This is a genomic window from Spirillospora sp. NPDC048823 (assembly GCF_043198445.1).
Taxonomy (GTDB): domain Bacteria; phylum Actinomycetota; class Actinomycetes; order Streptosporangiales; family Streptosporangiaceae; genus Spirillospora.
In genome coordinates, this window is the sequence record NZ_JBICUT010000002.1 from 176,181 (window position 1) to 189,532 (window position 13,352).

Consider the following 13,352-nt stretch of genomic DNA (forward strand, 5'->3'; position numbering starts at 1 on the left):
CCGGATGGCGCAGGGGCCGGGCGAGGCGGGGATCCTGGAGGCCGCGATCGCCGTGATGACCGAGCACGGCTACCACGGCACCTCGGTCCGGGACATCGCGATGCGCGCGGGGATCAGCCCGCCCGCGCTCTACTACCACTTCGAGTCCAAGCAGGAGGTTCTGGCGACGATCATGGAGCGGGGGATCGAGGCCCTGCTCCGCGACAGCCGCGCGGCGCTCGCCGCCGCCGGTGACGACCCCGCCGGCAGGCTCGGGGCGCTCGTCGAGACGCACGTGCTGTTCCACCTCCGGGACCAGCGCGGCACCATGCTGGGCACCAGCGAACTGCGCGCGCTGGGCGAACCGGTCCGCACCAGGCACATCGGCAAGCGCCACCAGCAGCAGCGGCTGTTCGACGGTGTGATCACGCAGGGCGCCGAACTCGGTGTCTTCACCACGCCGATCCCGCTGGAGGCGTCCAGGGCGATCGTCGTGATGTGCACCGGAGTGGCCGCCTGGTTCTCGCCGGACGGTCCGCTCGGCCGGCCCGAGGTCGCCCGGAACTACCGGCGGCTCGCGCTCGACATGGTGGGCGCACGCCGACCCTGACACCGCTCGGAGGATGCGGGCGGACCTAACGTTCATACAGGAAATCTTGCGGAAAAGCGTGGTCATCGACCAAGACCGGCCCCGCCGAGACCACCGTCCCAGCGCCGGCGAGCCGACCAGGGAGGAACAGTATGGAACGGGACGTCAGGTACGACACCGACGGGCATGTCGGCATCGTGACGCTCGACCGGCCGCAGGTCCACAACGTTCTGCGCCGGCAGACCTACGACGAACTGACCGAGTTGGTGCGCACGACCGACGCACGGGCACTGGTGGTGACCGGCGCTGCCCGCTCCTTCTGCTCCGGAGACGACGTCCGCGAACTGATGACCGGCGGCACGGACACAGGGGGTGACACGGGCACTGCGGGTGACACGGGCGGCGCGGCGGCGAGGCCCGGACCCCGGCTCACACCGGCCGCCGGTGCGCTGCTCGACACCGATGTCCCGGTGATCGCCGCCGTCAACGGGCCCGCCGTCGGCTGGGGCATGGAGCTGGCGCTGCTGGCCGACCTGAGGGTCGCGGCGCGCCGCGCGAGGTTCGGTGAGCTGTTCGTCAAACGCGGGCTGCGGCGTGCCCTCGATCCCGACTGGGACGACCTCGGCGTGTGGGTGACCACCACGCTCGGGGAACTGTTCACCACCGAAGACCACCGTGAAGGCGTCCGGTCCTTCCTGGAGAAGAGGGAACCGAACTATGTCGGCCGCTGAGCCCCGTCCCACCGGCAGTGTCCAGCCGGGCGGCGTCCAACCTGACCGCGTCCAGCCGGGCGGCGTCCAATCGGGCGGCGTCCGATCGGGCGGTGCTGAGCCCGGGGATGCTCACCCCTTGCCGGGTATCGATCGGGAACGGGTCGGGCGCTGGCTAGCCGCGAACGTCGAGGGGCTGATCGCGCCGGTCGAGTTCGAACTGGTCTCGGGTGGCCGGTCCAACCTCACCTACCGGGTCACCGACGCCGCCGGCGCCGCGTACGCGCTGCGCCGCCCGCCGATGGGCGGCGTCCTGCAGACCGCGCACGACATGGGACGGGAGTGGCGGTTCATGACGGCGATGGCGGGCACCGGCGTCCCGGTCGCGCCGCCGCTGGCGTTCTGCGACGACACCGGCGTCGCCGGCGCCCCGTTCTACGTCATGGGCTTCGTGGACGGACTCGTGCTCGCCGACGCCGACGCGGCGGCGCGCCTGGAACCGGCGGCGCGGGCGCGGGCGGGGGAGAGCCTCGTCGAGGTGCTCGTCGCGCTGCACGTCCTCGACCCGTACGAACAGGGCCTCGACGCGATGGTGCGCTCGACCGGGTACGCCGAGCGGCAGCTGCGGCGCTGGCACCGCCAGATCCGCCAGTCGGAGGTCGCGCATCTCGCCCTGCTCGACGAGACGCACGACCTGCTCGCCTCGCACGTCCCGGCGCAGCGGACCGGGATCGTCCACGGCGACTACCGTCCCGGCAATCTCGCGTTCGGTCCCGACGGCACGGTCCGCGCCGTCTTCGACTGGGAGCTGGCGACCTCGGGCGAACCGCTGGCCGACGTCGGCTACCTCGTGGCGACCTGGCAGGAACCGGACGACCCCGAGCCGGTGGGCACCCCTGGCCCCACCGTCGTGCCCGGATTCCCGTCCAGAACGGACCTGGTCGAGCGGTATGAGCGGCTGTCGTCCCGCGACGTGTCGGACGTCCCGTACTGGGTCGCGTTCGCCCAGTGGCGTTCCGCCTGCATCAGCGTGGGCGTCCGGGCCCGTTACGCGGCCGGGCACATGGCCGACGACGGCTACCGCGAGGAGGCGCAGGCCCGCGCCGACCAGGAGATCCGCCTGGCCGAGGCCGCCCGCGACGCCGTCCGCAGCCTGGCGGCATGACGAGCGAGGGGAAGGAACAGCCGATGACATCACAGGACTACCGGGCCGGCGTCCGCGCCTGGCTGCGCGCGCATGCGCCCGCGCCTGACCCGGACGCGACCCCCGACGAACATCTGCGCCGCGCCAAGGAGTTCCAGGCCGCGCTGTACGACGCCGGGTACGCCGGGATCACCTGGCCCGAGGAGGCCGGCGGTCGGGGGCTTGGCACCGCCGAGCAGCAGATCTTCGCGGAGGAGGCCGCCGAGTACGACCTCCCCACCTACCCGTTCATCGTCGGCCTCGGCATGTGCGGGCCGACCCTCGTCGACCTCGGCACACCCGAGCAGAAGCGGCGCCACCTGCCCGGCCTGCTGCGCGGCGAGGAGATCTGGTGCCAGCTGTTCTCCGAGCCGGGCGCCGGATCGGACGTGGCGAGCCTCCAGGCCCGGGCCGTCCGCGACGGGGACGGCTGGGTGGTGAACGGCCAGAAGGTGTGGACGACCAACGCCCAATGGGCCGACTTCGGCGCCCTGCTGGCCCGTACCGACCCCGACGTTCCCAAGCACGCGGGCATCACCATGTTCATCGTCGACATGCACGCGCCGGGCGTGACCGTCCGTCCCCTCAAGGACATGTCCGGGAAGGCGCCGTTCAACGAGGTGTACTTCGACGACGTGCGCATCCCCGCGGACGCGGTGATCGGCGAGGTCGGCGGCGGCTGGCGGGCCGCGGTGACCATGCTCGGCCACGAGCGGGTGTCGATCGGCGGATCGCGTCCTTCGCGCAACAGCGCGCTCACCTTCGCGGCGCTGCTCGACCTGGCCCGCCGCGAAGGGGCCACGGACGTCCCGGCACAGCGCGAACGCCTCGCCGGCCTGTACGCGCACGAGCGGGCCCTCGACCTGCTCAACGCGCGGATGCGCCAGGAGGCCGCCGCGGGCCGGCCGCCGGGGGCACGCGGCTCCGTCGCCAAGCTGGCCGGCGCGCTCCAGCTGCGCCGTGCGATCGCGGTGGCCGGTGAGCTGGCGGGCGCGAACGCGGTGGCCTGGGAGCCCGGCGACGTCCACGGCGACGGCCTCGCGCTCGGCATCAACGCGGCGCCCGCGTCCGGAATCGCCGGTGGCACCGACGAGGTGCAGCGCACCATCATCGGCGAACGCATCCTCGGCCTGCCGAAGGAACCGCAGGTCGACCGGGACGTCCCGTTCCGCGAACTCAAGGTCGGCACCCAGCGTGAGGAGGGCGGCCGGTGAAACTCGTCCTGGACGCCGAACAGGAAGAACTGCGCGCCACCGTCCGCAAAGTCCTGACCGACCGCTCACCGACCGCGAAGGTCCGCGAGGTCATGGACTCGGAGCTCGGCTACGACCCCGACCTGTGGCGGACGCTCGGTGATCTCGGCGTCCTCGGCCTGGTCGTCCCGGAGGACCTGGGCGGCTCCGGCGCGGGCCACACCGAACGCGCCGTCGTGATGGAGGAACTGGGCCGCGCGCTCGCACCCTCCCCGTTCCTGGCCTCGGCGGTCCTCGCGACCGACGTCCTCCTCGCCCTCGACGCGGACGAACCCGCCCGCGCCGCGCTGCTCCCGAGGCTGGCCGCCGGCGAACTGGCCGGCACCGTCGCCGCGGCCGAGGGCGGCGGCTCCTGGGACCGCGCCGGCGGGACGACGACCGCGACCGTACACGACGGGACATGGTGGCTGGACGGCGTCAAAACGCCCGTCCTCGCCGGCGACTCCGCCGATCTGGTCCTCGTCCACGCCCGCACGCCGGGCGGCCCCGGCTGGTTCGCCGTCGAGGGCAACGCGGTCGGCCTGACCCGTACCGCCCTGACCGGCCTCGACCCGACCCGCCGCTTCGCCGCACTCGCCTTCGACGGCACACCGGCCCGTCCGCTGTCGGTACCGGACGCGGCAGCGGCGCTGGAGACCGTCGCGGATCTCGCGGCGGTAGCGCTGGCCGCCGAACAGGTCGGAGGAATGGGACGCGCGTTGGAGCTGACCGTCGAGTACGCGAAGGCGCGCATGCAGTTCGGCCGCGCGATCGGCTCCTATCAGGCCGTGAAGCACGGCTGCGCCGACATGTACAGCGCCTGGGAGCAGGCGGTGTCCGTACTGCGCTTCGCTTCATGGACGGCCGACCACGACCGCCCCGGCCTCCCGGCGGCGGCCTCACTCGCGCAGACCTACATCGGCCCGGCGTTCTTCGAGACGGCCGCCGCCATGGTCCACTACCACGGCGGCATCGGCTACACCTGGGAGCACGACGCCCACCTGTACTACAAGCGCGCCAAGAGCAGCGAACTACTGCTCGGCCCTCCCAGCGACCACCGCGCCCGCCTGGCCGCCCTTGTAATCACCGACCACATACCGACCGACCACATACCGACCGACGACCCGAAGGACCTGTGATGGCCACCGACGTCCTGCTCGTCACCCGCGACACCGATGTCCTGACCCTCACACTGAACCGCCCGCACCGCAGGAACGCGATCGACGCCGACCTGTGGGCGGCACTGCACCAGGAACTCACCGCCGCCCGCAACGATCCCGCCGTCCGCGCGGTCGTGATCGCCGGAGCCGGCGGGGCGTTCTGCGCGGGCGCCGACCTGTCCGGCGGCGTCGCGTCCGGACATCCGTTGAACCGGATGCGCACGGTGAACGACGTGGCGCTGCTCCTGCACGAACTGCCGGTCCCGTCGATCGCCAAGGTCGAGGGCGTGGCGGTCGGCGCCGGCTGGAACCTGGCGCTCGGCTGCGACCTGGTGGTGTCCACCCCCGAGGCGCGCTTCTCCCAGATCTTCGCCCGCCGCGGCCTGTCCCTGGACTTCGGCGGTTCGTGGCTCCTGCCCAAGCTGGTGGGCCTGCAACAAGCCAAACGCCTGGCACTGCTCGCCGAAATGATCGACGCGGAAGAAGCTCACCGGCTGGGCCTGGTGACCTGGGTGGTCGACCCGGCCGAGATCGACGCGTTCGTCACCGACCTGGCCGGACGCCTCGCCGCCGGGCCACCGGTGGCGCTGGCGCAGAGCAAGGCCCTGCTGACCGAGGGCGCGAACAGCTCATTCCGCGACGCCCTCGCCAACGAGGCGCGCGCCCAGACGGTCAACTTCGCCACCGCCGACGCCCCGGCCGCGTTCGAGGCCTTCAACGAGAAACGCGAACCGACCTTCACCGGCGAATGGGCCATCGACTGACCTTCACCCCCCGGGCACCCGGGCTCTCCCGGACCTCGCAGGCGTCGGCAGCTGCCGACGGGTGCGGTTCCTGCCGGGGTTCGCGGAGACCGCCACGGTGACGGGAGGACGGCACGTTACACGGCGCCGTTCAAGCGATGGAGCAAATGACGACGGTCGGCGACCCGGTAACCAGGGGCTCCGCGCTGGGCGGCCCAACGGCATCGACAGGTATCGGTACTTTTCTAAATGCCTGCCCGTCAGGTTGAGATGCGGACGACCAGGATGCGGGTGCACGGGCGAATCGGCTGGAATACGCGCTCGGCCGGAATACGCGCTCGTCCCGCCCGGCACGATTGCTGGTGCCACAGCAGGCAACGTTCGCCCTGTAACGGCCTGGCGCGTCAGCTCGTGCCGAGTGGTGCGCTCTCCTCAGCATCGAGCTGGTGGTTGGCCCAGATGTAGCTTTCGGGAAGCAGGTCGGTGACGGGCACCATCCGGAGGCCGGCGTTAGGGCCTGTTCGTAGTTCAGATCATGAGGGGGATGGGAGGCTGCGCAGCCAGATGATGGCTCCGCGCAGGTGGAGTTCGGCCTCGTAGCTTTCGGGGGTTTTGTCGTAGCGGGTGGCCAGCCCTCGCCATTCCTTGAACTTGTTGATGCAGCGTTCGACGGTGTTTCGGTGGGTGTAGAGGTCGGCGTCGTGGCTGACCGGACGTCCGCCGCGCCGTCCCTTCTTCTTGCGGTTGGCGGCCTGGTCGGCCTTCTCTGGGATCACCGCCTTGATGTGGCGTTTGCGCAGGTAGCTGCGGTTGGCGCGGGAGGAGTAGGCCTTGTCGCCGGCGGCCGCGCGCGGCCGGGTGCGGGGGCGGCCGACCGGCCCGCGCACCCGGATCTTGTCCATGACGGGGATGAAACGGGGGCTGTCGGCGGCCTGCCCGGGGGTGAGTATCAGCGACAGCGGACGGCAGCGCCGGTCGGCCGACAGGTGGATCTTGCTGGTCAGGCCGCCCCGGGACCGGCCCAGGGCGGCGGCCTTCAGCCGGGCCCTGCGGCGGCGGCGTATCCGGCGCCGCCGCTCCCGCACGGGATCGGGCGCGTCCTCGGGCTGCTGCTCTACGGGCCCGGTTTGCCCCTTTGGCGCAGCCCCTTTTCCTCGGCCACGGCCCGCTCCAGCTCCTGGAGGCGTTCGGGTGCGACCCTCATCCCGGCGGCGTGGTGATGCGCGCGGGAGGTGCTGGAGTCCACGCTGACCAGGTCCAGGTCGACATCGCCGCGGGCCGCCGCCTGGCTGATCATCGCGTTCATCAGGTTCTCGAAGACGCCCTGGCATGCCCAGGCCCGGAACCGGTCGTAGATCGTCGACCAGTTGCCGTAGGCGGCGGGCACGTCCCGCCACGGGCTGCCGGTCCGGAATCTCCACATCACCGCGTTGAACTGATTGCGCAGGTCACCGATCGGCCCTGACACTCCCAGCGGCAGGTGCGGCTCGATCAGTTCCCATTCCGTATCGGTCACATCACCGCGCGTCATACACCGGTGGTACAGCCCGCTCCCGCCCCGGTGTGAGCGAGTCACTCAATCGTGACCAGCGGCAACTGATCAGAACTACGAACAGGCCCTAGCACGCCTTCGGTCAGAAACCGGCGTACTGATGGACCAGTGCGTTGAGGGCGCCGCTGCGGGTGCAGCGCTTAGGTGAACGACACCGACATGCTCGCGATCAAGATGCGCACTGCCGACGAGAACACCCGAACCGTGACGCACTTCCCTGTAGCGATCGCGCAAGGTAGGCAGAGCCTTATGCGGCTTGAGGCCAGGGGGGTGGGCGACCTGTCGCGGCGGGTTCCCGTGTCTCGCTCCCGATGTCGGGTCTGGGAGGTTGAAGGCGGTAGGTGTAGCGGCCGTCGGCTGTTCGGCGGATGGTGATCTGGTTGGGGTTGGCCGCCTTGTACCGGTTGTGGAATCCGCAGGTGAGGGCGAGTTGGTCGATGTCGGTGGGGCTGTCGCCGAGGGCCCAGCCGTGAACGTGGTCGACCTCGCTCAACGTCCCGGGGACTTCGCAGCCCACGACGGCGCAGGTGGGGTAGAGGGTCTCAAGGACGCGTCGCTGTCCCGGCGTGGCGAACCGTTCCCGGTATCCAAGGTAGAGCGGCACGTGACCGCGTCCCAGCAGCAGGGGCGAGACTCCGGCCGCCAGAGCGATCCGCCGGGCCTGCTCGGCGGGGATCGGTGTTCCGTCGGTCAACCTCGCAGGGGCGGCGCCACCCGTGAGGGTGTCCAGGTCGCAGATGACGGTGACCTTGGTGGCCCTATGCCCGCCCGACAGCACGGCGGACAACGCCGCTGCGGCCCGCTCGGGCAGGTCACGATCGTCGTCGGCCCCGGCGGGCTTGGCCAGCGGCCCGAGGGTGCCGTCCCAGATGGCGGCGTCCTCGGCGTTCAGCCACCCCTTTATGTACCGGCCGCCGTCCAGGGATCGCGTCGAATCGATCCAGGACCGCTCGTAGCCGCGTTCGGCGTCGCGGGGTGCCTGTTCGGTGCCGTCCCGCTCGGCGATGACGTCGCGGATCCGCTTGCCGAACGAGGCGACCTTCCCGGCTGAGAAGTCCTGGTCGGCCATGCTGAGCAGGATCTCTTCGGCGGCGCCGCAGTCCTCATCGTCCAGCCGGGCGACCGCACCGGCGATGGTGGCGGCGTATCCGAGCGACAGGTCACCGGTGCGCCACCGCCTCGTGACCTGGGTGAGCCGGTGCCGCTGCCGGGCGAGTGTGAGGCGTTCCCTGGCCCGGGTATCGCGCATGCCGAGCCGGTTGCGCAGCCACGACTGCGTTGAGGGAAACCCCCACCGCTGCACTTCACGACCGGTGTCCACGACGGAGACGAACCCGGCGAGGGCGGCCTCGTTCATGTCACCGGCCGCGGAAAGAATTTCGGTGAGTTCCAGGCAGGCGGCCGCCGATTCGGGCGGCTCGCGCCGGGCGAGTTCGGCCGCGATCGCGGACGCGGCGTTCACCAATTCCATGGTGGACGCCCCCGCCAGATCGACCGCGACTGTTCCCATAACTCAATTCTAACGCCCCTCACCCCCAATCGCAGTCCATATCAGGCTCCAATATTGTCACCACCGCGCCACGTCGGAGTTTGGCGGTATTTAACAAAGGAACGAGTCCGAAAAATCGGGCATCGCCCCACAGGGAATGCATCGTTCCACAAGATTGCATGGTCCCATAGGCAATGAGGTGATCTCAGGGATTTCGAACCGGACAACAAGGCTTTCTGTGATCTGAAAGATGCGGTTCGGGGAGACACGCGGGCAGAGCGCCGGGCGGTGAAACGGGACGTGGAGCCCCGGTAGAAGAAGGAATCACCACAAGACCTTGTTCGCCCGGAAGGCTCCACGTGATCCCCCATCGTGCCACGCTCGACGTCTCTCGTGAACTCGCTCAGTACCTCGGGCGGCTGCTGTGGCAGGAGCGCAGGCTGCGCGGAACGCCGAAGGCAGTCGGGCGCTGACCTGCTTCCGGCAGGCGGTCATGGTGCTGCGCTGGTTCCGCGGTGAGCGCGACATCCCCAAACTCGGCCGCGACCACAAGGTGTCGCGGGCCACCGCGTACCGCTACATCGACGAGGGGATCGCCGTCCTTGCAGCTCAGGCTCCGGGTCTCCACGAGGCGCTGGATCGCGCCCGCAGCGACGGCCACGCTTACCTGATCACGGACGGGACGCTGCTGCCGACCGACCGGTGCGCCGAGCAGACCATCAGCATCAAGGGCGAACAGATCGATCTGTGGTACTCCGGCAAGGCCCATCAGCACGCCGGCAACATCCAGGCCCTCTCGTCCCCGACCGGGCTCCCGCTGTGGGTCTCCGATGTCGAACCCGGCTCGGTCCACGACCTGACAGCAGCCCGCGCGCACGTCCTGGGCGCCTTGTACGCCGCTGCGGCTCAGGGACTCCCCACCCTGGCCGACGGCGGCTACGAAGGCGCCGGAATCGGCGTCCTCACGCCCATCAAGAACCCCGCCGACGGCCAGACCCTCAGCACCGGCAACCGCACCTACAACCAGCTCCAGCGCGGCCTGCGCTGCCTCGGCGAACGCGGATTCGCCCTGCTCAAAGGCCGCTGGCGCATCCTCCAGCACATCACCACCAGCCCCAGCAGAATCGGCGACATCACCCGCGCCGCACTCGTCCTCACCCATTTCGAGCACCGCCACCTACCCGAAACTCGGTGAGATCACCTCAATGTGCCGTCTCATCCCATCAGAACGGATTCAAAATAGCTGGTGCCCTTTAAAGGGGTGACGGTGAAGCTTCTTGGCCGGCGGTGGGGGCGGTGCGTCGGGCAGAGGGCAGGCGGAGCCTGCCCGACGAAAGCTGCACTCAGGGGCCGCAGAGGCTCCGAAGTCAAGGGTGGGACGGAGTCCCATCGCGAAGCGACGCCGAAGGCGCCCTTGACTTTGGAGGGGCGGCCCCGTACGCAGCGCCGCCCCCACCGCACAACGCCGATTCACGAACTTCGAGCTACGAGCTACGAGCTCCCGGGCCAGCACTCGAGATTGAAGCGGCAGGCGCTGTTCTGGATCAGGCGTTCTTCAGGCTCTGGGTCAGTTGCCTGAAGTCGTGGGGGGTGAGGAGGAGCTGGGGTCCGCGGGGGTCCTTGCTGTCGCGTATGGCGACGGTGTCGCTGACGCGTGCGAGTTCGACGCAGTTGCCGCCGTTATTGGAGCTACGGCTTGCCTTGCGCCATGTGGCGATGCTCAGGTCCATTTCTCCTTCGCCACCTTTGCTATCAGTTCGAGGGACTGGTCCACGGGGTACGCGGCGGACTGAATTGACGCGAACAGCCCGGTGAGCCGTTTGATTTCGAGGCGATCGGTGGTCGTGTCGCCGCTGATTGCGTTGTCTTTGTACCCTACCTCGCCTCCATCCGGGAGCGTTCCGATGGCGAAGGCTCCGCCGATGCCCTCGTGCAGGCGGAGCGGGGCGATCTGGATGCGGATACGACGGCAGGAGACCGTCAGCAGGTGCTGGAGTTGGTCGCGCATCACGTCGGGGTTGCCCGCGTCGCGGAGGAGCACGCTCTCGTCCAGCACGTACATCAGGTGTGGTGCCGTGTCACTGGCCAGGACTCCTGCCGTGCCAGGCGGGCCTCGACGGCGGGTTCGTTGTTGTCGAGCAGGTGGGCGACGTAGGCGGGGGTCTGGAGAAGACCGGGGACGACCAGCGGTTCGTAACTGCGGATGGCGTCGAACTTCGGTTCCTGCATCGCCCAGTCGGCGAACCATGCCGGGACGGCGTTGGCGCCCTTGAACAGGCCGTCCCACATGTGGGTCAGCGCCTCGCGGGTGTCGAGAACGCGGTCGGCGTGGACGGCGAGGAGCCGGTCGGGGCGTGACTCCCCGCGTTCCACGGAGCCGATCGTGCTCTTCGAGTACGGCGCACCGTCCTGGATCAGGTCGCACAGGCCGGCGATGCTCAGGCCCGCGGCTTCCCGGTAACGCCGCAGTTCGGAGCCGAACAGCGCGTTGGGTGACTCCCAGGGTCGTAGATCGTTCGGACGTTGTCCCATTGCTCCGTCTCCCTTGATCGTGGACGGCCGGTGATGACCGGCCATGTGTGGCGGCTGCCGCGGAAGGGCAGTCCATGTGCACTCTTCGTGCAAATTCCAGTGCACAGAGTGACATGAGGGAGATGATTTGGCCACCGGATTTCGCGAACAACATCGGTTCTGGAGGTCGTTTTCCGTGATCGATTCAAACTCGCCACGAAGATAGGGGTGATCTCGCTCAAATCTTCCGCGCGCGCGCCGGAGATGGCTCGTAGATGGCTTGCAGGTGTGTTCCAGGAGTGGGGGCTTGGGGACGACTACATCGGACGTACGGTCGTCACTGAATTGGTCACGAACGTCCACAGGCACACCGACACGGAGTTCATTCCCGTACGTCTTCTTCTGGAGAACGGCCATCCGGTGGTGGAGGTGGAGGACCGCTCCGATGGCCTCCCACTCGTCCACACGGAGGGCGGCGCAGAAGGTGGTGTGGAGGGCGGCGCAGAGGGCGACCTGGCTGAGTCCGGGCGAGGGCTGCTGATGATGTCGCTGCTCGTTCAGGCCTGGGGTGTTCGGACGCTGGCCGGCGGCGGGAAGGTGACGTGGGCGCGGCTGGGCGAGTGAGGGTCCCACGGAGTCGGCTCGGGGTTTGGTGGGTGCGCGTCCGCTATCGGCATCGCATCGCGGAACGACATCTGGACGCTCTGGCCGGGGAGATGCAGGCGCGCGGCTGGGCGCGGCTCAAACTGTATGTGGAGTCGCCGCCGGTTTTGTTCGTCTACGCGGACGGGAACGAGGAGTCCGCATTGAGCATCGCGGCCACGAACACCGGCGGACAGTGGGTTTTCCAGACGTCGCGGTTGATCGAGTACCCGTGTAAGGCGGTCATTCCAGTGGCGAACATCCTGAGCGATGTTCTGCGGGATCGGATGCCTGACGCTTTCAGATAGTTGCACGATCGGATGGCTGCACGATCGGATGGCTGCACGATCGGATAGCTGACGGAACCAGGTGACTCACGCAATCGGATGACCTACGGGGTAGCCGACGACAGTGCGCTCATCTACCGGCGAGCGCTTATACGCCGACGAGCGCTCGGCGGGTGCCGACGGCTATTTCGAGGTCTTCGCGGGCGGCGACGACCAGGGTGCGGACGGAGGCGTCGTCGGAGGTGATGTCGGCGTCGCCGTCCGCTTCCGTGTTGCGGTCGGGGTCGACGGAGACGCCGAGGAAGGCGAGGTCCTCGGCCAGGCGCATGCGGACGGACGGGTCGTGTTCGCCGACGCCGCCGGTGAACACGAGCGCGTCGAGGCCGCCGAGGGACGCGGTCATGGCGGCGGCGCAGGCGCGGAGGCGGTGGTGGTAGACGTCCAGGGCGGCGAGGGCGTTCACGTCGCGTTCGCCGGCCAGTTCGCGGATGCGGCGCATGTCGCCGGTGCCGGTGAGGCCGCGTAGCCCCGAGTCGCGGTCGAGAGCGGAGTTGACGTCCTGCGCGGAGAGCCCGTGTTTGATCAGCCACAGCGGGATGCCCGGATCGATGCTGCCCGCCCGGGACGCCATGACGAGCCCTTCCAGTGGAGTGAAGCCCATGGTGGTGTCGACGGAGCGGCCTTCGGCGACGGCGCAGAGGGACGCGCCTGAGCCGAGGTGGCAGATGACCATCCGGGGCGGGGTCGTGCCGAGAAGTTCGCCGGTGCGGCGGACGGCGTAGGAGAACGACAGCCCGTGGAAGCCGAACCGCCGCAGCCCGAACCGCCGTCGCCATTCTTCCGGGAGCGCGTAGGTGGCGGCGGCGTCCGGCAGGGTGGCGTGGAAGGCGGTGTCGAAGCACGCGACGGCGGGGATGCCGGGCAGCGCACTGGTGATCTCCGACAGTGCGTGCAGCGACGCCGGCTGGTGCAGTGGGGCCAGGTCGGCGAGGTCGTGCAGCCGTTCGGTGACCTTGGCGTCGATGAGCACGGGTTCGGTGAACTCGGTGCCGCCGTGGACGAACCGCACGCCGATCGCGTCGGGCTTCGGCATGTCCGTGACCATCGGGGCCATCTCGTGGCCGGTGCCCGACTCCACGGCGAGGACGGTGCCGTCGAGGTCGAGCAGGCTCACCTTCAGGCTGCTCGACCCGGGATTGACCGTGAGGACCCGCATCGGTTCGGACGTCCTTGGTTCGGTTGCCTTTGGTTCGGTTGCCTTTGGTTCGGTTGGCC

At 69.5% G+C, this 13,352-nt stretch carries 11 protein-coding genes and 3 pseudogenes; 9 read left to right on the top strand and 5 right to left on the bottom strand.

The features are described 5' to 3' along the window. The first annotated feature begins 4 nt into the window (after nucleotides 1–4). The 6 genes from ACGFK0_RS04455 (at nucleotide 5) to ACGFK0_RS04480 (ending at nucleotide 5,617) form a co-directional block, all read left to right on the top strand. On the top strand, nucleotides 5–589 hold the full coding sequence (locus ACGFK0_RS04455) for a TetR/AcrR family transcriptional regulator (RefSeq protein ID WP_392899997.1): 585 nt from the start codon (nucleotides 5–7) through the stop codon (nucleotides 587–589). Nucleotides 590–720: 131 nt separating this feature from the next. Further along, the gene (locus tag ACGFK0_RS04460; protein ID WP_392899999.1) at nucleotides 721–1,299 is read left to right on the top strand and encodes an enoyl-CoA hydratase/isomerase family protein; all 579 of its coding nucleotides are present in this window, start codon (nucleotides 721–723) and stop codon (nucleotides 1,297–1,299) included. A gap of 118 nt (nucleotides 1,300–1,417) precedes the next feature. Further along, the gene (locus ACGFK0_RS04465) at nucleotides 1,418–2,443 is read left to right on the top strand and encodes a phosphotransferase family protein (RefSeq protein WP_392900002.1); all 1,026 of its coding nucleotides are present in this window, start codon (nucleotides 1,418–1,420) and stop codon (nucleotides 2,441–2,443) included. Beyond that, nucleotides 2,440–3,675, top strand: coding sequence for an acyl-CoA dehydrogenase family protein (locus ACGFK0_RS04470; protein ID WP_392900004.1), 1,236 nt, complete (start codon nucleotides 2,440–2,442; stop codon nucleotides 3,673–3,675). The genes ACGFK0_RS04465 and ACGFK0_RS04470 overlap by 4 nt, the downstream gene beginning before the upstream one ends. After that, a complete protein-coding gene (locus ACGFK0_RS04475; protein ID WP_392900007.1) occupies nucleotides 3,672–4,832 on the top strand; it encodes an acyl-CoA dehydrogenase family protein in 1,161 nt (386 codons plus the stop codon). The genes ACGFK0_RS04470 and ACGFK0_RS04475 overlap by 4 nt, the downstream gene beginning before the upstream one ends. Next, nucleotides 4,832–5,617, top strand: a complete 786-nt coding sequence (locus ACGFK0_RS04480; RefSeq protein ID WP_392900010.1) for an enoyl-CoA hydratase/isomerase family protein — start codon at nucleotides 4,832–4,834, stop codon at nucleotides 5,615–5,617. Before ACGFK0_RS04475 ends, ACGFK0_RS04480 begins: the two co-directional genes overlap by 1 nt. Nucleotides 5,618–6,129: 512 nt before the next feature. Here ACGFK0_RS04480 and ACGFK0_RS04485 read toward each other — a convergent pair. Further along, nucleotides 6,130–7,127: pseudogene (locus tag ACGFK0_RS04485) on the bottom strand (IS5 family transposase). A gap of 268 nt (nucleotides 7,128–7,395) precedes the next feature. Next, on the bottom strand, nucleotides 7,396–8,658 hold the full coding sequence (locus ACGFK0_RS04490; RefSeq protein WP_392900013.1) for a DUF222 domain-containing protein: 1,263 nt from the start codon (nucleotides 8,656–8,658) through the stop codon (nucleotides 7,396–7,398). 338 nt (nucleotides 8,659–8,996) lie between these two features. Here ACGFK0_RS04490 and ACGFK0_RS04495 point away from each other — a divergent pair. After that, a pseudogene (locus ACGFK0_RS04495) lies at nucleotides 8,997–9,832 on the top strand (transposase family protein). A gap of 349 nt (nucleotides 9,833–10,181) precedes the next feature. Here the strand turns inward: ACGFK0_RS04495 and ACGFK0_RS04500 are convergent. Together ACGFK0_RS04500 and ACGFK0_RS04505 are read right to left on the bottom strand one after the other, a co-directional pair. After that, nucleotides 10,182–10,367, bottom strand: a complete 186-nt coding sequence (locus ACGFK0_RS04500) for a DUF397 domain-containing protein (RefSeq protein WP_392900016.1) — start codon at nucleotides 10,365–10,367, stop codon at nucleotides 10,182–10,184. Next, nucleotides 10,358–11,214, bottom strand: a pseudogene (locus ACGFK0_RS04505) (helix-turn-helix domain-containing protein). The gene ACGFK0_RS04500 and the pseudogene ACGFK0_RS04505 overlap by 10 nt, the downstream one beginning before the upstream one ends. Before the next feature lie 162 nt (nucleotides 11,215–11,376). On the opposite strand from ACGFK0_RS04505, the gene ACGFK0_RS04510 reads away from it, so the two are divergent. Both ACGFK0_RS04510 and ACGFK0_RS04515 read left to right on the top strand, forming a co-directional pair. Continuing rightward, nucleotides 11,377–11,772 carry an ATP-binding protein gene (locus ACGFK0_RS04510; protein WP_392900019.1) on the top strand — a complete coding sequence of 132 codons (396 nt, stop codon included), beginning with the start codon at nucleotides 11,377–11,379 and terminating at the stop codon, nucleotides 11,770–11,772. Nucleotides 11,773–11,804: 32 nt separating this feature from the next. Further along, the gene (locus ACGFK0_RS04515) at nucleotides 11,805–12,098 is read left to right on the top strand and encodes a hypothetical protein (protein ID WP_392900022.1); all 294 of its coding nucleotides are present in this window, start codon (nucleotides 11,805–11,807) and stop codon (nucleotides 12,096–12,098) included. A 127-nt stretch (nucleotides 12,099–12,225) separates the two neighbouring features. Here the strand turns inward: ACGFK0_RS04515 and ACGFK0_RS04520 are convergent, their stop codons facing one another. Further along, a complete protein-coding gene (locus ACGFK0_RS04520; protein ID WP_392900025.1) occupies nucleotides 12,226–13,293 on the bottom strand; it encodes an acetate/propionate family kinase in 1,068 nt (355 codons plus the stop codon). Nucleotides 13,294–13,352 lie beyond the last annotated feature (59 nt).